A 21,821-nucleotide genomic window follows, 5' to 3' on the forward strand; every position below is an offset into this window, starting at 1 on the left:
CCGTGACCGTCCCGCTCGACCAGCTCAAGGCCGAACTCCTCGAACTCGCCCTGGAGGCCGCGCACCGCGCCGGAGTGCTGCTGCACGAGCGCCGCCCGGCCGATCTGGGCGTGGCCGCGACCAAGTCCAGCCCGATCGACGTGGTCACCGAGATGGACATCGCCGCCGAGAAGCTGATCACCGGCTACCTCCTGGAGCACCGGCCCGACGACACCTTCCTCGCCGAGGAGGGCAGCCTCGGCGGCCGGGAGGACGCGGCCCGCGGCAGCGGGGTGCGCTGGGTGATCGACCCGATCGACGGCACCGTGAACTACCTCTACGGCCTGCCCGGCTGGACGGTCTCGATCGCGGCGGAGTACGCAGGCGAGACCGTCGTGGGCGTGGTCGCGGCGCCGCCCAGGGGCGAGACCTTCCGCGCGGTGCTGGGACATGGCGCGTTCCTGAACGCCAAGCCCATCCGGTGCCGCCCCGCCCCGCCGCTTGACCAGGCACTGATCGGCACGGGGTTCAACTACGTCCAGGAGCGGCGCGAGGCCCAGGCCGAGGTCGCCCGGCGGCTCCTCCCGCAGGTACGCGACCTGCGCCGCTCCGGCTCCTGCGCGCTGGACCTGTGCGACGTCGCCGCGGGGCGGCTGGACGGCTTCTACGAGCGCGGCCTGCACGCGTGGGACTACGCCGCGGGTGACCTGATCGCCCGCGAGGCGGGCGCGCGTACCGGCGGGCGACCGGGCGAAGGGCCGAACCCGGACCTGACTCTGGCGGCCTCACCCGGTGTGTTCGCGGTGCTTCAGCCGCTGCTGGAGGACCTGGGCGCCTGGCACGACTGACCGGCGCGACCGGCCGGCACGGCTGACCCCGACCGCCGGGACGGCCGTGGCACTCCGGGCACGTGGTGTGCCCGGAGTGCCACGGTGACGCCTGGCGCTCGGTCGTGCTCAGGGAACGGGGGTCAGCGGGCCGACGAGACCCCGACCTCCACGCCGTGCTCCGCGGCCAGCCGGCGCAGGTCCTCCAGCTCGGCCTGCTCGACATCGGCGAGGAAGTCGTCGCCCGACGCGCGGGCGTCGTGCAGATCGGACTCGGTGCTCTCTATGCGCTGCAGGATGCCTGCCGTGAACGCGTCCATGGTGCGCCCCCTCGTCATGGGGTCGGTGGCACGGGGGTGTGCCGAGGGTTGGCACGATCACGTACGTGGTCCCCGCCGCGGTCGGCAGCCGACTCGGCTTGCCGCCTACAGGGCGTGATCGCGGGTGTGAACTCGTCCTCCCCATCAGAATCCTCAGAGAAACCTCAAATGGCCGAGAAAACTGGACAGCCGGAGAGCTTTCGGCGTCCCCGTCACCCGCGCGGCCCGGCTGCCCGTACCGTGTGGGGCTCTTACAGCCGGTTTACCGGCGTTCGGGGCAGGATGGAGGCCGGATCGGCGCCGGCTCCGCCCAGCCTCACCATCCGTTCACGTCTGCCGCCGGCCGCACCGGCCGCATCGCCGACCAGCCGTACCGAGGGAAGGACACGTCGTGCGCGTACTCGTCGTCGAGGACGAGCAGCTGCTCGCCGATGCCGTGGCGACCGGACTCCGCCGCGAGGCGATGGCCGTGGACGTCGTCTACGACGGCGCGGCGGCCCAGGAGCGCATCGACGTCAACGACTACGACGTGGTCGTCCTCGACCGCGACCTGCCGGTCGTGCACGGTGACGACGTCTGCCGCAAGATCGTGGAGATGGGCCTGCCCACCCGCGTCCTGATGCTCACCGCCTCCGGCGACGTCAGCGACCGGGTCGAGGGGCTGGAGATCGGGGCGGACGACTACCTCCCCAAGCCCTTCGCCTTCAGCGAACTGACGGCCCGGGTGCGCGCGCTGGGCCGCCGTACGACGATGGCCCTGCCGCCCGTGCTGGACCGCGCCGGGGTCAAGCTGGACCCGAACCGCCGCGAGGTCTTCCGGGACGGGCGGCCCGTCCAGCTGGCCCCGAAGGAGTTCGCCGTCCTGGAGGTGCTGCTGCGCAACGACGGCACGGTGGTCTCGGCCGAGCAGCTGCTGGAGAAGGCCTGGGACGAGAACACCGACCCGTTCACCAACGTCGTGCGGGTCACGGTCATGACGCTGCGCCGCAAGCTGGGCGAGCCCCCCGTCATCGTCACCGTGCCCGGCGCGGGATACCGGATCTGACTCCGATGGCCGCTCCACCCGCACGCCCCGCCCCCACGCCTCCCAAGCCCACCTGGGACCCGCGCGTGCCGCGCACCTCCCCGTGGCTGCGGCCCACGATCCGGATACGCCTGACCCTGCTCTACGGCGGGATGTTCCTGATCGCGGGGATGGTGCTGCTCACGATCATCTACCTGCTGGCCGCCCAGGCGCTGCACGACGGCAGCACGCTGCCCTTCCGGGTGCTCAACGCCGAGGCGCAGCTGACCTCGGACTCCTGCCCGGGGCTGACCGGCACCATGCCCAGCGAGGTGTTCATGGAGCGCCTGGGCGAGTGCACCGACGGCCAGCGCGCCGTCGCCCTGGACAAGCTGCTGCGCAGCTCCCTGCTGGCGCTGCTGGGGCTCGCGGTGGCCGCGTTCGCCTTCGGCTACGTGATGGCCGGGCGGGTGCTCTCCCCGCTGGGCCGGATCACCCGTACGGCCCGTCAGGTGGCCGGCTCGGACCTGCACAAGCGGATCGAGCTGGAGGGCCCGGACGACGAGCTGAAGGAGCTGTCCGACACCTTCGACGACATGCTCGACCGGCTCGACCGCGCCTTCACCGCGCAGCAGCGGTTCGTGGCGAACGCCTCGCACGAGCTGCGCACGCCGCTGGCGATCAACCGCACGCTGCTGGAGGTGGAGCTGGCCGACCCGCAGGCGTCGCCGCAGGTGCAGCAGCTGGGCCGGACGCTGCTGGCGACCAACGAGCGCAGCGAGCAGCTGGTCGAGGGGCTGCTGCTGCTCGCCCGCAGCGAGAACGAGATCGTCGACCGCAAGCCGGTCGACCTGGCCGAGGTCGCCGCGCGGGCCGTGGAGCAGGCGCGGAGCGAGGCGCAGGACAAGGGGATCGAGCTGGGCGGGGTGCGGCAGCCCGCCTACGTGCAGGGCAACGGGGTGCTGCTGGAGCGCATCGCGCTCAACCTGGTGCAGAACGCCGTGCGCTACAACGTCCGGGAGGACGGGTGGGTGTCGGTGAGCACGGAGGCGCAGCAGGGATACGCGGTGCTGGTGGTGGAAAACACCGGCGCGGTGGTGCCCGCCTACGAGGTGGACAACCTTTTCGAACCGTTCCGGCGTCTGCGTACCGAGCGCACCGGCAGCGACAAGGGGGTCGGACTGGGACTTTCGATCGTGCGTTCCGTGGCGCGTGCGCACGGGGGCACGGTGAGTGCGGAACCTCGGGAGGACGGCGGGCTCGCGGTGCGGGTCGTGTTGCCCGTCTGAGATCATCTTGGCCGGGAACACCCTGGGGGAGGTCGCTTCGTGCGTAATTCCCGTGGCAGTGCCGCCACCAGGGGAACTTGTGATCGATCACACACGCGATTTTTCCGATATTTACCCTCCGTGACCGCGAGTCGGGAAGAAATCCGGGAAAATCCAGGTTTCCGCAGTCCGTGATCGTGGGCAGACCCCGGAGTGTCGTGCACAAAGTGCGACATTCAGACCGCCTGCGGTCCGGTCGGCAGCAGGCTCAATCACCTCTTCAGGGGGCCGATTGGGTGTCGATTGAGTAACAGACCTTGATGTGAGGCAAAATCTCCGCCTCAGGTCGGGCACAAGCTCGGCCTCTCACGCGTTACGTGCGCTGGAGACACCACAGAAACCCAGAGGGGGAGAGCGACATGGCAACGGACTACGACACCCCACGCAAGACCGACGACGATGTCAACGAGGACAGCATCGAGGAGCTGAAGGCCAGGCGGAACGACAAGTCCGCGTCCAACGTGGACGTGGACGAGTTCGAGCAGGCCGAGGGCCTCGAGCTGCCCGGTGCGGACCTTTCCAACGAGGAGCTGTCCGTCCGGGTGCTGCCCCGGCAGGCGGACGAGTTCACCTGCATGAGCTGCTTCCTGGTGCACCACCGGTCGCAGCTGGCCGCGGAGAAGAACGGCCACCCCATCTGCCGCGACTGCGCGGCCTGAGGGGCTGCTCCGCCGTGGCGGCCGAGGACGCACGCGATGCCGGGCGAGGCCGACCTGACAAGGACGCCTCGCTCGCTCCGGCGCGCGTCGGCGGCCGTGCGCTGCCGCGGTTGCGCGGCCTCGCCGCGGCCACCGCCCGCACCGGGCGGCGGCTTCAGCCGCGCAGGGCGGAGCCGGAGCGAGGCGAGGGGGAGAAGAAGCACGGGACACACGCGGACCGGCCGGACCGTGGCGACCGCCTTGACCCGGCGGACGTACGGCACGGCAGGCTCCGCGGCTTCGTGGCCGGAGTCACGGACCGCATCATCGCGAACGCGCCCCGTATCCCCGTCCGCGACTTGGAGACGCTGCGCAGGCACTTCCCCGGGCTGGGGCCCGAGGAGATCGCCGACCGGCTGGTCTCCGGCGCGACGAAGGGCTCCGCGGCGGTGGGCGCGAGCGTCGGCGCCGCCGCCATGATGCCGGTGCCGCCCGCGATGCCCGCGGAGCTGGGCGCCGAACTGGTCGGCGTCGCCTCCGTGGAACTGAAGCTCATCGCCGAGCTGCACGAGGTCTACGGACGCCGCGCACCGGGCGACGTCCGACAGCGCTCGGCGGCCTACCTGGCGGCGTGGACGTCGGAGCGCGGGATCAACCTGACCAAGCCGACCACGCTGAACGCCGCCCTCGGCGGCCAGCTCAAGCGCGAGCTGCGCCAGCAGCTGCTCAAGCGGACCGTGCGGAACCTGCCCAACCTCGCGCCGTTCATGGTGGGCGCCGTGGTGGGCGCCGTGCTCAACCGGCACGACACGGCGCGCCTCGCCCGCCGTATCCGCGCGGACCTGCGCAAGACCCAGGTTCCCTGGCCGGCACTGCCGCCGGCGCGTACCGGCGAGGAAGCCGTGGACGCCCCCGGCGGTCCCGCCGCCGGCGCGCTGCCGCCCGCCGCGTCCTGACCCCGCAGGCCCGCCCGCGGACCCCGCACACCCCCGCGCCTGCGGTGCCCCTACGCGGCCCGCCCCGGCGCCCCGGCCGCCGCCAGGGCGGCCACCAGCCGCTCCGGCTGGCGGGTGGAGAGGTAGACGTACGGTGTGGGGTCCTCGGGGTCGGTGACCTCGACGCGCACCGCGGTCGCGATGTAGCCGCGCAGCAGCATGTGCGCGCGCGGGTCCGCCTTGTGGCTGCGCCAGGCGCGCGCCTCCGCCGCGTCCAGCGCCCGCGCCTCGCCCAGGGCCGTCAGCGGAATCCGCGCGTCCCCCGCGACCAGCGAGTCCGCGACGACCCGCACCCGCGCCGAGCCGTACACGCTCACTCCCACCGCCGAGAGCACCGCCCCTGCCACCACCCCGGCCAGCGCGGCCACCGGGCCCAGCGGGAGCAGCATGAGGCCCAGGGCCACACCGGCCCCGGCCGCGAGCAGCCACCAGGTGCGGGGGGCGGTGAGGCGTTCGTCGTAAGGCTGCATGGGACCAGCTTGGCATGTCGCCCCTGACGCGTCCGCGACCACCCACCGGCCGCGACGGTAGGGTCTGCACACGTGAGCGCTGCTGAACCTTCGAGAAACCTCATCCGGCCGCCGGCCGACGCGACCGTGCCCGTACGCCACCCCGACGCCCCCGCGCCGGGCGAGCCGCTGGGCTCCCACTACGCCGAGTGCTTCGGCTGCGGCGGCGCACAGCCGCACGGACTGCACCTGGAGGCGCGCGCGGGCGAAGGCGTGCAGGTCACCGCCGAGTTCACCGTCCAGCCCGCGCACCAGGGCGCGCCCGGCCTGGCCCACGGCGGGGTGCTCTCGACGGCGCTCGACGAGACGATCGGCTCGCTGGGCTGGCTGATGCAGGTGATCGCGGTGACGGGGCGGCTGGAGAGCGACTTCGTGCGGCCGGTGCCCGTGGGCACCACACTGCACCTGCACGCGCGGGCCACGGCCCGGCACGGCCGGAAGATCTTCTGCTCGGCCACCGGCCGCATCGGCGGCCCCGACGGGCCGGTCGCGGTACGCGCCGAGGCCGTCTTCATCGAGGTCCGGGTCGAGCACTTCATCGACAACGGCCGGGACCAGGAGATCAAGGCGGCCATGGCCGACCCCGACCAGGTCCGCCGGGCCCGCGCCTTCGAGGTGAACCCGTGAACCCCGGCCCGCGACGGCCCGTGGACGTACTGCTGCGGCGGATCGACCCCGAGGTGCCGCTGCCCGTCTACGCGCACCCAGGCGACGCGGGCTGCGATCTGCGGACCACCGAGGCCGCCGAGATCGCGCCCGGTGAGCGCGCCGTGCTGCCCACCGGGCTCGCCCTCGCGCTGCCCGACGGGTACGCCGCGTTCGTGCACCCGCGCAGCGGCCTCGCGGCCCGCTGCGGAGTCTCCCTGCCGAATGCGCCGGGAACGGTGGATGCCGGGTACCGTGGGGAGATCAAGGTGATCGTGGCGAACCTCGACGCGCGGGAGACCGTACGCTTCGAGCGGTTCGACCGCATCGCCCAACTCGTCGTCCAGCAAGTCGAGAAGGTGCGCTTCCACGTGGTGGCGGAGCTGCCGGGCTCGGCGCGGGCCTCGGGTGGCTTCGGCTCCACGGGGGGCCATTCCGCCGCGCAGCGGGACGACCCCGCACAGCACAGTGGTTCCCACGCGGTCGGTACCGACCAGGACCCGGATCTGAGAGGACAGTGACGTGTTCGGACGTCGTCGTAAGAAGAGCGAAGAGCCTGAGCCGGGCGCCTCGGACGAGTTCGAGACGGAGTCCGCCGACGGCGCGGACGGTGAGGACGCGGCGGCGGACGCCGAGGCCGACGCCGACGCGGACGCGCAGCGCGTGAAGCTGCCTCCGGCCCCCCGCCCCGACGGCCCCTGGGACCTTGGCGAGGTCACCGAGCCCGGTGACGGCCGCGTCGACCTCGGCGGGCTGTTCGTGCCCGGTGTCGAGGGCATGGAGCTGCGGGTCGAGGTGGCCGGTGACGCGATCGTGGCCGCCACCATCGTGCTCCAGGACAGCGCCATCCAACTCCAGGCGTTCGCCGCGCCCCGGCGCGAGGGCATCTGGGAGGAGGTGCGCGAGGAGGTCGCCGCCGGGATCACCAAGCAGGGCGGTGTGATCGACGAGGTGGAGGGTCCGCTCGGCTGGGAGCTGCGCGCCCAGGTGCCCGTCCAGCTGCCGGACGGCAAGCACGGCGTGCAGGTGGTGCGCTTCGTCGGCGTCGACGGCCCGCGCTGGTTCCTGCGCGGCGTCATCTCCGGCCAGGGCGCGGTGCAGCCGGAGGCGGCCGGGCTGCTGGAGCAGATCTTCCGGGACACGGTGATCGTGCGCGGAGACGGCCCCATGGCGCCGCGCGACCCGATCGTCCTCAAGCTTCCCGAGGACGCTCAGATGGTGCCCGACGGCGTCCAGCAGGAGACCGTCGAGGAGGGCTCGCGCTTCGCGGGCGGTATCGACAAGCTCCAGCGCGGCCCGGAGATCACGCAGATCCACTGACGGGCCGGGGGCGCGCTGCCCCCGCCGCACAGACCTGCGCCCCTCCCCGGCTGAGGAGGGGCGCAGGTCTGTCTCCCGGTGACGGGCCTCAGTCCGGCCGGTCCGCGGGGAGGCTCTTGACCTGGTCGAGCGAGGAGAGGTACGGGGCCGTGGTCGTCACCCGGTCCAGGGCCTGGCCGTAGCCCTCCTTGGAGTAGACCTCGGCCCAGGTGTTGGACACGTCGACGCCGTGCACCTTCTCGATCTCCTTGAGGACCGCCTCGTTCTGCTGGATGTCCAGTGTCTGCGAACTGCTCCAGATACGGGCGGCGTTGTCGGCCTTGTCTATGCCTTCGCTCTTGGAGTACCCGGCGTCGATGTCGTTCAACACCGCGGCTTCCGCGCCTGCGACAGCTACTCCGACGGAGGCCGCGAGGATGGGATTGGCCATGAAGACGGGCGCCATCGACGCGGCCGTCACACCCGTGGCGAACGCGGTGTTGCCCCAGAGCCGCGCGCTGAGAGTGGATTTCTCGAACTCGGCGTCCCTGATCACCGCGGGCCCGATGACGGCTTCCTGCCGTCCGATCGCCAGCGTGCCGGACGCCTCGCCCGACGCGCGCAGGATCTCCTGCACCGTTTCCTTCTGCGAAGCGTCGTACCGCTGGTTCGCAGGGAGATCTCCGGAGAGGTGATGCTCCAGGGTCTGGGCCGTGTAGACCTTCTGCCCCTGGGCCAGCGCCGTGTTCGCGTCCGGGTCCTGGCCGAGCGCGAGGAGGAAGCGGGTGGCGTCCAGATGGGGGTTCTTCAGGTCGAGTCCGGCTCCCTCCATGGGGAAGAGCAGCTTGTCGTCCGAGCCGTCCTTCAGCGCACGGAAGATGTCCGGGGTGTACTCGGCGGCGGCGCGGGCCAGGGGTTCGTGCATGCCGGGCTTCAGCGCGGTGTGGTCGTCCAGGGAGGAGACGCCCTGGATCAGGCGGGACATGATCTCGGCCTGGTCCTTGGTGGGGGAGGGCTCCAGTGATATCGGCGCGTCGGCAGGTGTTCCCGTCGTCGCCGCGTTCAGCGCGTGGCCGAGCGCCGTGTACCCGCCGAGTTCCGGTTCCGCGCCTTCAGCCTTGGGCTCCTCGACCTGCCCGTCCGTGGGCCAGTCGCGATCGTTGACCACGTATTCGTAGTTCTCCTTGTCCAGGAAGAACTGCGTGGAATACTCGGGGTTGTTCCCCAGGGCCATCATGAAGCCGGTGACGGGGTCCTCGCCCGCGTCGTTCTTGGCGCCGAAGTTGAGAAAATCCGGGGCCTCGAGGCCACCGGCGATCCATTTCTTCGGGGGATTGTTCTCGCCGTACGGACCGACGACGGCTTCCCGGTCCTTCTTCAGTAGGGCGTCGCCGTAATCCTTCAAGAAGTCCGACGAGTAGTTTCCGGTGCGCATGAGGTTGCTCATCACCTGGAAACCGAAGGGGCCTTTGGAATGGTAGGGGCCCTTCGCGGAGTCGGCGTACATCCGCTCGTCCCCCAGGTCGATCATCTTCTTCTGCCACGCCGCCATCTCCGGCGTGTCGGCGTGGCTGGCCAGGCCGAGGGTGATGCCGAGGTTGTCCTGGAGAGCCGCGAGCTGCGCGCGCCGTTCCTTGCTGGGCTTGATCTCGCGCGAGACGACGCCGTCCTTTTCGTACTTGGGCTTCGCCATCTGGTACCAGAGGTCGATTGTGCCCCTGGCGCCCAGGCTCAGGGCGAACTGCTCCGCGAACTGGGGATTCTTGGCGTGCTTCGCCATGAACCCGTTCAGCTGGGAGAGCTGCTTGTCGCTGATGTCACCCCCCTCGCCAGCCAGCTTGAGTGCCGCCGCGACGTCCTTCTTCGTCTCCTTGTCGACATCGCCCAGGCTGTCGATGCCGTCGCCGGTGAATCCCTTGCCCTTGCCGTTGGGGTCGATGCGCAGCGCCGTCGACAGGCGGCGGTCCGCGGTGCTCGCGACTTCGAGTGCCTTGTCGGTGCGTTTCTGGTAAGCGACGATGTTCGGGTGGAACTCCTTCTGCAGGAGGGCGGTCTGATGCCGGTGCTCCTCAGGCGGGTCCAGGTAGACGTTTCCGTTCTCCGGGTTCACTTTGAGGTACTTCTTGCCATCGCTGGCCGGAGCCGTCTCCACCTCCGTCTGAATCGCCTTGAGTTCGTCCTTGGCCCAGGTGAACTTCCGCAGCGCCTCGGACAGTACGCTGCCGATGTCGTCCGCCTCGTCCGCCGCCTTGTCCATCGACGACTTGATGCCGGTGAACTTCTTGACCGCCGCCTCGTAGGCGTCGCCCTGCCAGTTGGACGACTCCAGCGGGCCCGCGACCGTGCGCTGATAGGTGTTCCTGACCGCGCGGAACTGCGCCCCGAGCTTCTGCCACTTGGTGACGGCCTGCTCGAACGGCTCCAGATTGACGTTCCGCACCGCTGTGTACGTGAGGGTCATATCCGTTGCTCTTTCTAGGACGCGGGTCCGGACGGCTGGTTGGCCGGGACATGTGGGCCGTACTGCCACTGCTGGATGGGGGAGGGGGCCAGGGTCGGCTGCTGGGGTGTGGCGTCCGGTGCGGGCGTGTTCTGCGGCGGAGGCACGGGGTCGAGCAGGTACGGGCTGCGCTGCTGCCCGTCGGGCAGGTACGGGCCGAGCGGCTTCGGTTCGGTGCCGGGGACGAACGGCCCGTACAGCGGAGGGGGCGCGAGCCTGGCCATCTCCGCCTCGCTCCGCACGTCCTCGGCCTTGAACCCCTTCGCGGCCTCGCGCAGAGCCTTGGCCGCACCGGCGAGTTGTCCGTCCAGGTAGCGCATCTGACCGCGCCAGCGTTCCTGGAGGTCTTTGAATGCCTCGTCGCTCTCGAAGCCCTTCATGGTGCCCGGCACCTGTCCGGTCTCCCGCATCGTGTCGTTGTCCGCCTTCGCGAAGTCGCCTCGCGGAGTGTCCGACTTGCCCGCATAGGTCCGCAGTACGGACGCGGACACGTTGAGCGTCTTGCCACCGCCTGGTGACGCTGCGCTGTTGAGGTTCATCGAAGAGGAGCCATGACTCTGAGCGTTTGCAACCAGTCCAGCCCATTCCTGGTCAAACTGCATCGGACACCACTTTCATCAGTGAACGTTTCCCTGCCTCCGTGGGGACAATCCGAGAATAAGCCTTGAACCCTGTGTGCCGCACTCCTTGAGTGACGCGAAGGCTCCCGGGGGCGCCGTTTTCTTTGCAGTTGAGACGACGGAGGAGGATCACCGGGCGGAGCGGGGTGCGCGCTGCGCGGCTGCGAAGACCTTGGTGACTGTGCGTCATGACTGACGTACTTCAGGTGGTGCTGCGCTCCGGCACCGGCCGGGTCGGCGGCGCGGGCGGGGCAGGGCGCGTAGGGAAGGCGTCAAGGGCGGGCGCGGGCGCGTATGGAGGGCGTCAACGGACGTCTCGACGGCCGCGAAACGCGCTTCGCTGGGCTGGTCAGACACCACCGGACCAACCAAGGAGCACACGATGGCCGATCTGGCCTTCGTCGCCGTCACCGTCGCGGTCTTCGCGCTCGTGGCGTTCATCGCCAGGGGAGTGGACAAGCTGTGAGCGCCGAGAACCTCATCGGCCTCGTCGTGGCCGCCGCCCTGCTGAGCTATCTGGTGCTCGCGCTCCTCTTCGCGGAGAGGTTCTGAGGGCCGCAATGAACCAGACCACAGCTGACGTGCTCCAGATCTCCGCGCTCGTCGTCGCGCTCGCCCTGGTGCACCGCCCCCTCGGCGACTACATGGCCGCCGTCTACACCTCCCGCCGCCACCTGCGGGTGGAGCGCTGGATCTACCGCTGCGTCGGCGCCGATCCGGACACCGGGATGCGCTGGCCCGCCTACCTGCGCGGAGTGCTCGCCTTCTCGGCGGTGAGCCTGCTCTTCCTGTACGCCATGCAGCGCTTCCAGGACAGGCTGCCGATGTCGCTGGGCTTCGAGGCGATCTCCCCGGACCAGGCGTTCAACACCGCCGCGTCCTTCGTCGCGAACACCAACTGGCAGTCGTACGCGGGGGAGTCGGCCATGGGCCACCTCGCCCAGACCGGCGGACTGGCGGTGCAGAACTTCCTGTCCGCCGCCGTCGGCATGGCCGTCGCCATCGCGCTGGTACGGGGTTTCGTACGCTCCCGCACCGGGGAGCTGGGCAACTTCTGGTCCGACCTGGTGCGCGGCACCGTACGTATCCTGCTGCCCCTCTCGGTGCTGGCCGCCCTCGTACTGGTGGCGACCGGCGCCATCCAGAACTTCGCCTCGCCCCACGAGGTGCAGACCGTCTCCGGCGGCACCACGCACCTCAGCGGCGGTGCGGTGGCCTCGCAGGAGGCCATCAAGGAACTCGGCACCAACGGCGGCGGCTTCTTCAACGCCAACTCCGCCCACCCCTTCGAGAACCCCAACGGCGTCTCCAACCTGCTGGAGATCTTCCTCCTCACGGTGATCCCCTTCTCCCTCCCGCGCACCTTCGGCCGGCTGGTCGGCAGCGTGCGCCAGGGCTACGCGATCGTCGCCGCGATGGGCGTGATCTGGTTCGCAGGCGTCGTCGCCGTCACCGTGACCGAGTACGCGCACCCGGGCACCGCCTCGCAGTTGGCGGGTGCCGCGATGGAGGGCAAGGAGACCCGCTTCGGCGAAGGCGGATCGTCACTCTTCGCCGTCTCCACGACGATGACCTCCACCGGCGCCGTGAACTCCTTCCACGACTCCTTCAGCGGACTGTCCGGCGGCGTCCTGCTGCTCGGCATGATGCTGGGGGAGATCGCGCCCGGCGGGGTCGGCTCCGGCCTCTACGGCATGCTCGTCATGGCCGTGATCGCGGTCTTCGTCGCCGGGCTCATGGTGGGGCGCACCCCTGAGTACCTGGGCAAGAAGATCGGCACCCGCGAGATCAAACTCGCCGCCTGCTACCTGCTGGTCACCCCCTCCCTCGTGCTCGGCGGCACCGCGCTCGCGATGGCGCTCGGGGACGGCCCGGAGTCGATGACCAACACCGGCGCGCACGGCTTCTCCGAGGTGCTCTACGCCTACACCTCCGGCTCGAACAACAACGGCAGTGCCTTCGCCGGATTCGCGGCGGACACGCCGTTCCACAACACCGCCCTCGGGCTGTGCATGCTGCTGGGCCGCTTCCTGCCCATGGTCTTCGTCCTCGCGCTGGCCGGGTCGCTGGCCCGCCAGTCGCCCGTCCCGGAGACGGCGGGCACCCTGCGGACCGGGAAACCCCTGTTCACGGGCCTGCTGGTCGGCTCCACGCTGATCATCTCCGGTCTCACGTTCTTCCCGGCGCTCGCGCTCGGGCCGCTCGCGGAAGGTCTCGCCTGATGTCCACCCCCGCTCCCGTACGTACGGACCCGGCTGCCCCAGGCGCCCCGCCGCCGGCCGGATGTGCCCCGCAGGACCCGCCGCGCGCCACCGGCCGCATCGCAGGCGGCCTCTTCGAGCCCCGGCTGCTGGCCGCCTCGCTGCCCGAGGCGTTCCGCAAGCTCGACCCGCGCCTGATGGCCAAGGTGCCCGTGATGTTCGTGGTCGAGATCGGCTCGGTGCTCACCACCGTCCTCGCGGCCACCGACCCAGGCGACTGGTTCGGCTGGGTGATCGCGGCCTGGCTCTGGCTGACCGTCCTGTTCGCCAACCTGGCGGAGGCGGTCGCCGAGGGACGCGGCAAGGCCCAGGCCGACACGCTGCGGCGGGCCAGGACGGACGCCGTGGCCCGGCGGCTCACCGCGGACGGCGAGGAGGAGGTCAGCGGTACCGCGCTGCGCATCGGGGACCGCGTCGTGTGCGCGGCGGGCGAGGTCATCCCGGGCGACGGTGACGTCGTCGAGGGCGTCGCCTCCGTCGACGAGTCCGCCATCACCGGCGAATCGGCCCCGGTCATCCGGGAGTCGGGAGGGGACCGCAGCGCGGTGACCGGCGGCACCAAGGTGCTCTCGGACCGGATCGTCATCCGGATCACCACCAGGCCCGGCGAAACGTTCATCGACCGGATGATCGCCCTGGTCGAGGGCGCGGCCCGGCGCAAGACCCCCAACGAGATCGCGCTGAACATCCTGCTGGCCTCGCTCACCCTCATCTTCCTGCTGGCCGTGGTGACCCTCCAGCCGTTCGCGAGCTACGCGGGCGCCGAGCAGTCGCTCGTCGTGCTGGCCGCCCTGCTGGTCTGCCTCATCCCGACCACCATCGGCGCGCTGCTCTCCGCGATCGGCATCGCCGGGATGGACCGCCTCGTCCAGCGGAACGTGCTGGCCACCTCGGGGCGCGCGGTCGAGGCCGCAGGCGACGTGTCCACCCTGCTGCTCGACAAGACCGGCACGATCACCCTCGGCAACCGCCAGGCCACCGAGTTCATCCCCGTGCACGGCACCGCCGCGGACGCGCTGGCGGACGCCGCGCAGCTCTCCTCGCTGGCCGACGAGACACCCGAGGGCCGCTCCGTGGTCGTCCTGGCCAAGGAGAGGTACGGGCTGCGGGAGCGGCACGAGGGCGAGCTGGCGTACGCCGAATGGGTCCCCTTCACCGCCCAGACCCGGATGTCCGGGGTGGACCTGGACCTGGACGGCACCCGCGTGCGCGTCCGCAAGGGCGCCGCCGCCTCGGTCGCCGCCTGGGTGGCCGAACGCGGCGGTGCGGGCGGCGTGGAGGTGGAGCGGATCACCGGGCAGGTCTCGGAGGCGGGCGGCACCCCGCTGGTGGTCGCCCGCGAGGACGCCGACGGCGCGCGCGTGCTGGGCGTCATCCACCTCAAGGATGTCGTCAAGGACGGCATGCGGGAGCGCTTCGCGCAGTTGCGCCGGATGGGTATCAGCACCGTCATGATCACCGGCGACAACCCGAGGACCGCGAAGGCCATCGCCGCCGAGGCGGGTGTCGACGACTTCCTCGCCGAGGCCACGCCCGAGGACAAGATGTCCCTCATCAAGCGCGAGCAGGCGGGCGGCAAGCTCGTCGCGATGACCGGCGACGGCACCAACGACGCGCCCGCGCTCGCCCAGGCGGACGTCGGCGTCGCGATGAACACCGGCACCTCGGCGGCCAAAGAGGCCGGGAACATGGTCGACCTCGACTCCGACCCGACCAAGCTGATCGACATCGTCGAGATCGGCAAACAGCTGCTGATCACCCGTGGCGCGCTGACAACCTTCTCGATCGCCAACGACATCGCCAAGTACTTCGCGATCATCCCCGCCATGTTCGCTGCGGCCCACCCGGGCCTCGACAAGCTCAACATCATGGCGCTGGGCAGCCCGGAGTCGGCGATCCTCTCGGCCGTCGTCTTCAACGCCCTGATCATCGTCGCGCTGGTCCCGCTCGCCCTGCGGGGCGTGCGCTACCGTCCGCTCGAAGCCGACCGGCTGCTGCGCCGCAACCTGGCCGTCTACGGGCTCGGCGGACTGGTCGCCCCGTTCCTCGGCATCAAGCTCATCGACCTGCTCATCTCGCTCATTCCGGGGATCGGGTGACCTCCATGCACACCTCCGCACACACCTCGATACGTCACTCCTTCCGGCTCCTGTGGGCCGCCCTGCGAGCCCTGCTCGTGCTCACCGTGCTCACCGGCGTGCTCTACCCGCTGGCCGTCACCGGCGTCGCCCAGGGCCTGATGCACGACCAGGCCAACGGCTCGCGGGTCCAAGCCGACGGCAAGGAGGCGGGCTCCGCGCTGATCGGCCAGAGCTGGAACGGCAAGAACGGCAAGCCCGACCCCCGGTGGTTCCAGGGCCGCCCCTCCCACAGCGGCTACGACGCCCTCGCCACCGGCTCCAGCCAGCTCGGCGCGAGCGACAAGCGGCTGGTCGCCGCCGTCCGCGCGGCACGGGCACAGGTCGCCGAGTTCAACGGCGTCCCCGTCTCCGAGGTCCCTGCGGACGCGGTCACCGGGTCCGCCTCGGCCATCGACCCGCACATCTCGCCCCGCTACGCGCGGCTCCAGGCCGACCGGGTGGCCCGTGCCAACGACCTGCCCCAAGGCGCCGTGGCCCGCTTGGTCGAGCACCACACCGAGGGCCGCGCCGCGGGCTTCCTCGGCGAGCCGCACGTGAACGTCCTCAAGCTCAACCTGGCGGTGCACCGGCTCGCCGGCGAGTGACGGGGCGGCGGCGGGGCTCCGACCTCCCCCGGAGCGTTGCCCCGCGGTGGCGGACGGGTACATACTGACCCGTCCGCCAGCGCCGTACCCGGGCGAGGCGCCGCGTGCGGCCGGACAGGGGAGACCGAGACCGATGAGCGACCACGCCAGCCCGCAGCCCGCCACGGCCGGCGGGGAGGCACCGGCAGACGGCCCGATGGTCCTCGTGGAGGACCTCCACCGCACGTACGGCAGCGGGCCGACCGCCGTGCACGCCCTGCGCGGCGTCTCCTTCGGGGTGCCGCGCGGTCGGCTCGTCGCGCTCAAGGGGCGTTCCGGCTCCGGCAAGACCACGGTGCTCAACCTCGTCGGCGGCCTGGACAAGCCCGCCTCGGGCCGGGTCACCGTCGCCGGGACGCCGCTGGACGGCCTGGGCGAACAAGCGCTGCTGGAACTGCGCCGTGACCGGATCGGCTTCGTCTTCCAGGCGTTCGGCCTGCTGCCCGTGCTGACCGCCGCCGAGAACGTCGGCGTCCCCCTGCGCATGCGCCGCACCCCCGCCCGCGAGCGCGAGGAGCGCGTCGCCCTGCTGCTGGCGCTCGTCGGCCTCGCCGACCACGCCGAGCAGCGCCCCGGCGAACTCTCCGGCGGCCAGCAGCAGCGCGTCGCCATCGCACGGGCGCTCGCCAACCGGCCCGCCCTGCTCATCGCCGACGAGCCCACCGGCCAGCTGGACGCCGAGACGGGACTGGCGGTGATGGAGCTGCTGCGCGCGGTGGTCCGCAGCGAACGCGTCACCGCCCTGGTCGCCACCCATGACGAGACCCTGCTCGGCCTCGCCGACCACGTCCTGGAACTGGCGGACGGGCGGATTCTGCCCGGCGGCACCGGCGCCCTGGACATGGCCGGCACAGGTATCCATACGCGACCCTGACGCCCGCGACCCCCGCTCCCGGGGGGAACCGCGCGGCCCGGCGGCGACAATGGTCCCATGACGGAAGGGTTCCCGGCGCGGCGCGGCACGCTGCGGATCTACCTCGGCGCCGCCCCCGGGGTCGGCAAGACGTACGCGATGCTGGCCGAGGCCCACCGCCGCCTGGAGCGCGGTACGGACGTGGTCGTCGCCCTCGTGGAGCACCACGGGCGGCCCCGTACGGAAGTGCTGCTGCACGGCCTGGAGCGGATACCCCGGACCACGCGCACGCACCGGGGCGCGGCCTTCACCGAGATGGACACCGACGCGGTGCTGGCCCGCCGCCCCGCCGTCGCGCTCGTCGACGAACTGGCGCACACCAACGTGCCCGGCTCCCGCCACGAGAAGCGCTGGCACGACGTCGAGGACCTGCTCGACGCCGGGATCGACGTCATCTCGACGGTCAACATCCAGCACCTGGAGTCCCTCGGCGACGTGGTCGAGTCCATCACGGGCGTACGGCAGCGCGAGACCCTCCCCGACGAGGTGGTGCGCCGCGCCGACCAGATCGAACTGGTCGACATGTCACCCCAGGCCCTGCGGCGCCGCATGGCCCACGGCAACATCTACACCCCCGACAAGGTCGACGCCGCCCTCTCCCACTACTTCCGCCCCGGCAACCTCACCGCCCTGCGCGAACTGGCCCTGCTGTGGACCGCCGACCGGGCCGACGAACACCTCCAGGCGTACCGCGAGGCGCACCGCATCAGCTCCACCTGGCGCGCCCGCGAGCGGATAGTCGTCAGCCTCAGCGGCGGCCCCGAGGGCCGTACGCTGCTGCGCCGCGCCAAACGGCTCGCCGCGAAGGGCTCCGGCAGCGAGATCCTCGCCGTGCACATCGCCCGCGCCGACGGGCTGACGGCCGCCTCCCCCGAGGAGCTTGCCCTCCAGCGGGGCCTGGTGGAGGACCTGGGCGGCACCTACCACCACGTCCTGGGCGACGACGTCCCCTCCGCGCTGCTCGAGTTCGCGCGCGGCGTCAACGCCACCCAGATCGTGCTGGGCTCCAGCCGCCGCAAGAGCTGGCAGTACGCCTTCGGACCCGGCGTCGGCGCCAGCGTCGCCCGCGACTCCGGGCCCGACCTGGACGTCTACATGGTCACCCACGACGAGGTCGCCCGGGGCCGCGGCCTGCCTGCGGCGCGCGGCGCGCGGCTGGGCCGCACCCGGGTCCTCGCGGGCTGGCTGACCGGCGTCCTGGGGCCCTGCCTGCTGGCCCTGCTGCTCACCGCCGGCGACGGGCACCTGGGCCTGGCCAACGAGGTGCTGCTGTTCTTGCTGGTCACCGTGGGGGCCGCGCTGGTCGGCGGACTGCTGCCCGCGCTCGCCGCGGCGGCGGTGGGCTCCCTGCTGCTCAACTACCTCTTCACGCCCCCGCAGCACACCTGGACGATCTCCAGCCCGCGCAACCTGCTGGCCATCGTCATCTTCGTGGTCATCGCGATCGCGGTCGCCTCCGTCGTCGACCTCGCCGCCCGCCGCACCCAGCAGGCGGCCCGGCTGCGCGCCGAATCGGAGATCCTCTCCGTACTGGCGGGGAGCGTGCTGCGCGGTGACGACTCGCTGGAGGCGCTGCTCGACCGGGTGCGCGAGACGTTCGGCATGGAGTCGGCGGCGCTGCTGGAGCGGACTGATGAGCAGGCCCCGTGGACGTGCGCGGGCAGCGTGGCCGCGAGCGGGCCGGGCGCGGGGGCCGCGGGCGGTGCGGGCGGCCCGGCGCAGCCGCCCGCCGGTCCCGAGGACGGCGATGTGGACATGCCGATAAGCGACCGGATGACCCTGGTCCTGCGCGGCCGGGTGCTGCCCGCCGAGGACCGCCGGGTGCTGGCCGCGTTCGCCTCCCAGGCCGCGGGCGTGCTCGACCGGCAGCGGCTGCGCAGCGAGGCCGAGCACGCGCGCAAGCTGGCCGAGGGCAACCGCATGCGTACCGCGCTGCTGGCCGCCGTCTCGCACGACCTGCGCACGCCGCTGGCCGCCATCAAGGCCGCCGTGTCCTCGCTGCGCTCCCAGGACGTGTCCTGGTCGGCGCGGGACGAGGCGGATCTGCTGGAGGCCATCGAGGACGGCGCCGACCGGCTGGACAACCTCGTGGGCAACCTGCTGGACATGTCACGCCTCCAGACCGGCACCGTGACCCCCCTCATCCGCGAGATCGACCTGGACGAGGTCGTCCCCAAGGCGCTCGGCGGCGTGCCGGAGGGAAGGGTGACCCTGGACATCCCCGAGACGGTGCCGATGGTCGCGGTCGATCCGGGGCTGCTGGAGCGCACCGTCGCCAACATCGTCGAGAACGCCGTCAAGTACAGCCCCGAGGGCGGCGGTGTCGTCGTACGGGCGTCCGCGCTGGGCGAGTGGGTCGACCTGCGGGTGCGGGACCGGGGGCCCGGGGTGCCGGACAGCGACAAGGAGCGCATCTTCGAGCCGTTCCAGCGCCGGGGCGACGCGCCGCGCGGTGCCGGAGTGGGCCTCGGGCTGGCCGTGGCACGCGGCTTCACCGAGGCGATGGGCGGCACCCTGGAGGCCGAGGACACCCCCGGCGGCGGCCTGACCATGGTGCTCACGCTCCGCGCCGCACCCGGCCGCGCCCCCGTACGCCCCGACCTGCCCGCGCGCGCCACCTCCTGATGCCGGGCCCTCCGCCGACCGAAAGGAAGACCCCCATGCACCGGGTGCTCGTGATCGACGACGAGCCGCAGATCGTGCGCGCCCTCGTGATCAACCTGCGGGCCCGCGCGTACGCCGTGGACGCCGCCCACGACGGCGCCACCGCGCTGCGGCTCGCCGCCGAACGGCACCCCGACGTCGTCATCCTCGACCTGGGCCTGCCCGACATGGACGGCGTCGACGTCATCCGCGGCATCCGCGGGTGGAGCCGAGTGCCCATCCTGGTCCTCTCCGCGCGCCAGACCTCCGACGAGAAGGTCGAGGCACTGGACGCGGGCGCCGACGACTACGTCACCAAGCCCTTCGGGATGGACGAACTCCTGGCCCGGCTCCGCGCCGCCGTGCGCCGGGCCGAACCGGGGGCCACCGGCAGCGGACCCGGCGTCATCGAGACCGACGCCTTCACCGTCGACCTCGCGGCCAAGAAGGTCCACCGCGAGGGCCGCGACATCCGGCTCACCCCCACCGAGTGGCACCTGCTGGAGGTGCTCGTACGGAACACCGGGCGCCTGGTCAGCCAGCGGCAGCTGCTCCAGGAGGTCTGGGGCCCCGCCTACGGCACCGAGAGCAACTACCTGCGGGTGTACATGGCACAGCTGCGCCGCAAACTGGAGGCGGACCCCTCGCACCCGCGGCACTTCGTGACCGAACCGGGCATGGGATACCGCTTCGAGGGGTGAGCGATTCCGCCCGCGCACGCGGCCCGTACGCCGGCCGTACACCGGTACGCTGGCAGGTATGACAGGTGTCTCGCAGGACGTGAAGCAGGCCGGCCGCATCCGGCGCTTCCTGGAGCGGCTGTCCTCCTCGGAGGAGGACCTGCGCTCCGCCGAGCTGCGCGAGGACGCGGTGAGCACCGGCTGCACCCGGATCTGCGACTGCGGGGACCGGCAGCGCGTCCAGGTGACCGGTACACTACGCACCGTCACCTTGCGGCCGCTCGCGGGAGTACCCACCCTGGAGGCGGAGCTGTTCGACGGATCGGCCGCGCTCAGCGTGGTCTGGCTGGGTCGGCGTGCGATAGCGGGTATCGAGCCGGGCCGCAGGATGATCGCGTGGGGGCGGATCGCGATGGATCGCGGACGCCCGGTGCTGTTCAACCCGAAGTACGAGCTTCGACCCCTCGGACAGGAGTAGTGGGTGACCTCCCTCGACAAGCCGGCCGGCGCCGGTCAGGACAAGCCGTCGGGCCCCGGCGGCGCGGCTGACGAGGCTGACGCGGCCGAGTCGCGGGCGCTGACGGAAGCGGCCCTCTTCGAGGCGTTCGGCGGTGTGCGCGGTCTCGTGGAGACGACGGTGCCCGGCCTCGTCTTCATCCTGATGTTCACCATCGACAAGAACTTGCAGGCTGCGGCCATCGCCGCCCTGGTGCTCTCCGGCGTCCTCGCCGTCGCCCGGCTGCTGCGCAAGGACACCCTCAAGCACGCCTTCGGCGGGGTGTTCGGCGTCGGCGTCGGCGTCGCGTTCGCGATGATGACGGGCGAAGCGAAGGACTTCTACCTGCCCGGCATGCTCTACGGCCTCGGGCTGGCGCTCGCCTACCTGATCACCGCGGCGGCGGGTGTCCCGCTGCTGGGACTCATCCTCGGGCCGGTCTTCAAGGAGAACCTCTCCTGGCGCACCCGCAACCCGGGCCGCAAACGGGCCTACGTGAAGGCCAGTTACGCCTGGGGCTTCATCTTCCTGGCCAAGTCGGCGATCCTCTTCCCGCTCTACTGGTGGGCCGATCCGACCAGGTTCGGGTGGGTCACCGTGGCGCTCAAGATCCCGCCGCTGCTCCTCGCGGTCTACCTCACCTGGATCTTCCTCGCGAAGGCACCGCCGCCGATCAACGTCCTCGCGGAGATGGAGGCGGAGGAGGCCGCGGCGGAAGAGGCCGAGAAGGCGGCCGAGCCCGCCGCGCCGACCGGGCATGGCGAGCCCTCCCCGGCGCTGGGCGGCTCGGCCGAGCACGGCCCCTCCGGCCCGCGCCACCGGCGCTGACCGGAGCCGCCGAGCCCCGCCGTGGCGCGCCCGCGCGCCTCAGCGCACTGCGGGCTCCTCGAACGCCTGGGCGACGGCGAGGCTGTCCTCGTAGATGTGGTGCCGGGTCACCAGACCGTCTTGGAAGGTGAGGTGCAGCGCGAAGCGGGCCGAGTAGGCGCGCCCTGTGGAGCGGGCGGTCTGCCGGATCTCGCCGAGCACGACCGCGTCGGCGCCGTCCACCAGTACGCGCTCGACCACAGTCGCCGCCTGCCCCGCCACGTGGTGCTCGGCGAGCTGCCGGTAGTGGGCCGCGGCGTCGGCCCGGCTGCTGCGGTCACGTATCCACGGGGTCGCGGCGCGGCCGTGCTCCGCCTGGGGCCAGTCCAGCTTCCAGTCGGCGTCCTCGGCGTACAGCTCGGCGATCCGCTCGGGGTCGCCCGCACCGATCCTGCGGAGCAGTTCCTCCACCGCTGTGCGGGTGGCGGAGGGTGTCACGGGAGGCATGGCAGGACCTTTCGTCCGGGAGGGGTGGCGCCGGTGCGCCACCGCACCGCCCCATCCGACCAGCGGCGGGACCGCTGGTCGATTACC

General features: G+C 71.7%; 22 protein-coding genes. 17 read left to right on the top strand and 5 right to left on the bottom strand.

The genetic code is table 11. The features are described 5' to 3' along the window. Positions 1–2 precede the first annotated feature (2 nt). The gene (locus H299_RS0120370) at positions 3–827 is read left to right on the top strand and encodes an inositol monophosphatase family protein (RefSeq protein WP_027749917.1); all 825 of its coding nucleotides are present in this window, start codon (positions 3–5) and stop codon (positions 825–827) included. A 122-nt stretch (positions 828–949) separates the two neighbouring features. On the opposite strand, the gene H299_RS39995 is transcribed toward H299_RS0120370, so the two are convergent. Continuing rightward, entirely contained in the window at positions 950–1,126 is a 177-nt protein-coding gene (locus H299_RS39995) for a PALP domain-containing protein (protein WP_199782475.1), read from the bottom strand. Positions 1,127–1,517: 391 nt separating this feature from the next. On the opposite strand from H299_RS39995, the gene H299_RS0120380 reads away from it, so the two are divergent. The 4 genes from H299_RS0120380 to H299_RS40540 all read left to right on the top strand — a co-directional run bounded on the left by H299_RS0120380 (position 1,518) and on the right by H299_RS40540 (position 5,051). Then, positions 1,518–2,171 carry a response regulator transcription factor gene (locus H299_RS0120380; protein ID WP_027749918.1) on the top strand — a complete coding sequence of 218 codons (654 nt, stop codon included), beginning with the start codon at positions 1,518–1,520 and terminating at the stop codon, positions 2,169–2,171. A gap of 5 nt (positions 2,172–2,176) precedes the next feature. Continuing rightward, a complete protein-coding gene (locus H299_RS0120385) occupies positions 2,177–3,418 on the top strand; it encodes a sensor histidine kinase (RefSeq protein ID WP_027749919.1) in 1,242 nt (413 codons plus the stop codon). A 398-nt stretch (positions 3,419–3,816) separates the two neighbouring features. After that, positions 3,817–4,116 (top strand): DUF4193 domain-containing protein, encoded by a 300-nt coding sequence (locus tag H299_RS0120390; RefSeq protein WP_023528427.1) that lies wholly within the window; start codon positions 3,817–3,819, stop codon positions 4,114–4,116. Positions 4,117–4,130: 14 nt separating this feature from the next. Beyond that, entirely contained in the window at positions 4,131–5,051 is a 921-nt protein-coding gene (locus tag H299_RS40540) for a hypothetical protein (protein WP_486587350.1), read from the top strand. A 50-nt stretch (positions 5,052–5,101) separates the two neighbouring features. Here H299_RS40540 and H299_RS0120400 read toward each other — a convergent pair whose 3' ends face one another. Beyond that, positions 5,102–5,560: a DUF3093 domain-containing protein gene (locus tag H299_RS0120400; protein WP_027749920.1), complete on the bottom strand. Its 459-nt coding sequence runs from the start codon at positions 5,558–5,560 to the stop codon at positions 5,102–5,104. 72 nt (positions 5,561–5,632) lie between these two features. Between H299_RS0120400 and H299_RS0120405 the strand changes: the two genes are divergently transcribed. From H299_RS0120405 to H299_RS0120415, 3 genes are read left to right on the top strand one after another with little or no spacing between them, the layout of a single operon-like run. Continuing rightward, positions 5,633–6,226 carry a PaaI family thioesterase gene (locus tag H299_RS0120405; RefSeq protein ID WP_078512899.1) on the top strand — a complete coding sequence of 198 codons (594 nt, stop codon included), beginning with the start codon at positions 5,633–5,635 and terminating at the stop codon, positions 6,224–6,226. Continuing rightward, positions 6,223–6,765: a dUTP diphosphatase gene (gene dut / locus H299_RS0120410; RefSeq protein WP_027749922.1), complete on the top strand. Its 543-nt coding sequence runs from the start codon at positions 6,223–6,225 to the stop codon at positions 6,763–6,765. Before H299_RS0120405 ends, dut begins: the two co-directional genes overlap by 4 nt. A 1-nt stretch (position 6,766) precedes the next feature. After that, on the top strand, positions 6,767–7,564 hold the full coding sequence (locus tag H299_RS0120415; protein ID WP_027749923.1) for a DUF3710 domain-containing protein: 798 nt from the start codon (positions 6,767–6,769) through the stop codon (positions 7,562–7,564). Between the two features lie 88 nt (positions 7,565–7,652). On the opposite strand, the gene H299_RS0120420 is transcribed toward H299_RS0120415, so the two are convergent. Further along, positions 7,653–10,004, bottom strand: a complete 2,352-nt coding sequence (locus H299_RS0120420; RefSeq protein WP_027749924.1) for a PPE domain-containing protein — start codon at positions 10,002–10,004, stop codon at positions 7,653–7,655. Between the two features lie 14 nt (positions 10,005–10,018). Then, positions 10,019–10,582, bottom strand: coding sequence for a hypothetical protein (locus H299_RS37670; protein WP_158692365.1), 564 nt, complete (start codon positions 10,580–10,582; stop codon positions 10,019–10,021). Positions 10,583–11,125: 543 nt separating this feature from the next. Between H299_RS37670 and kdpF the strand changes: the two genes are divergently transcribed. The 9 genes from kdpF (at position 11,126) to H299_RS35240 (ending at position 21,248) form a co-directional block, all read left to right on the top strand. Continuing rightward, on the top strand, positions 11,126–11,215 hold the full coding sequence (gene kdpF, locus H299_RS38480; RefSeq protein ID WP_037759819.1) for a K(+)-transporting ATPase subunit F: 90 nt from the start codon (positions 11,126–11,128) through the stop codon (positions 11,213–11,215). Between the two features lie 8 nt (positions 11,216–11,223). Beyond that, positions 11,224–12,885, top strand: coding sequence for a potassium-transporting ATPase subunit KdpA (gene kdpA / locus H299_RS0120440; RefSeq protein ID WP_027749925.1), 1,662 nt, complete (start codon positions 11,224–11,226; stop codon positions 12,883–12,885). After that, complete coding sequence (kdpB, locus tag H299_RS0120445; protein WP_027749926.1) at positions 12,885–15,023, top strand: potassium-transporting ATPase subunit KdpB; 2,139 nt, start codon at positions 12,885–12,887, stop codon at positions 15,021–15,023. Before kdpA ends, kdpB begins: the two co-directional genes overlap by 1 nt. Positions 15,024–15,028: 5 nt before the next feature. Beyond that, positions 15,029–15,649, top strand: coding sequence for a potassium-transporting ATPase subunit KdpC (gene kdpC / locus H299_RS0120450; protein ID WP_027749927.1), 621 nt, complete (start codon positions 15,029–15,031; stop codon positions 15,647–15,649). Positions 15,650–15,782: 133 nt separating this feature from the next. Further along, positions 15,783–16,562, top strand: coding sequence for an ABC transporter ATP-binding protein (locus H299_RS35235; RefSeq protein WP_051262667.1), 780 nt, complete (start codon positions 15,783–15,785; stop codon positions 16,560–16,562). A 57-nt stretch (positions 16,563–16,619) separates the two neighbouring features. Further along, the gene (locus H299_RS0120460; protein WP_027749928.1) at positions 16,620–19,226 is read left to right on the top strand and encodes a sensor histidine kinase; all 2,607 of its coding nucleotides are present in this window, start codon (positions 16,620–16,622) and stop codon (positions 19,224–19,226) included. A 35-nt stretch (positions 19,227–19,261) separates the two neighbouring features. Then, complete coding sequence (locus tag H299_RS0120465; protein WP_027749929.1) at positions 19,262–19,945, top strand: response regulator; 684 nt, start codon at positions 19,262–19,264, stop codon at positions 19,943–19,945. Positions 19,946–20,003: 58 nt separating this feature from the next. Then, positions 20,004–20,402 carry an OB-fold nucleic acid binding domain-containing protein gene (locus H299_RS0120470; protein WP_027749930.1) on the top strand — a complete coding sequence of 133 codons (399 nt, stop codon included), beginning with the start codon at positions 20,004–20,006 and terminating at the stop codon, positions 20,400–20,402. A gap of 3 nt (positions 20,403–20,405) precedes the next feature. Beyond that, positions 20,406–21,248 (top strand): DUF3159 domain-containing protein, encoded by an 843-nt coding sequence (locus tag H299_RS35240; protein ID WP_078512900.1) that lies wholly within the window; start codon positions 20,406–20,408, stop codon positions 21,246–21,248. 39 nt (positions 21,249–21,287) lie between these two features. Here the strand turns inward: H299_RS35240 and H299_RS0120480 are convergent, their stop codons facing one another. Next, a complete protein-coding gene (locus H299_RS0120480) occupies positions 21,288–21,734 on the bottom strand; it encodes a nuclear transport factor 2 family protein (protein WP_027749931.1) in 447 nt (148 codons plus the stop codon). Between the last annotated feature and the right edge of the window lie 87 nt (positions 21,735–21,821).

The organism is Streptomyces sp. CNH287, assembly GCF_000424825.1.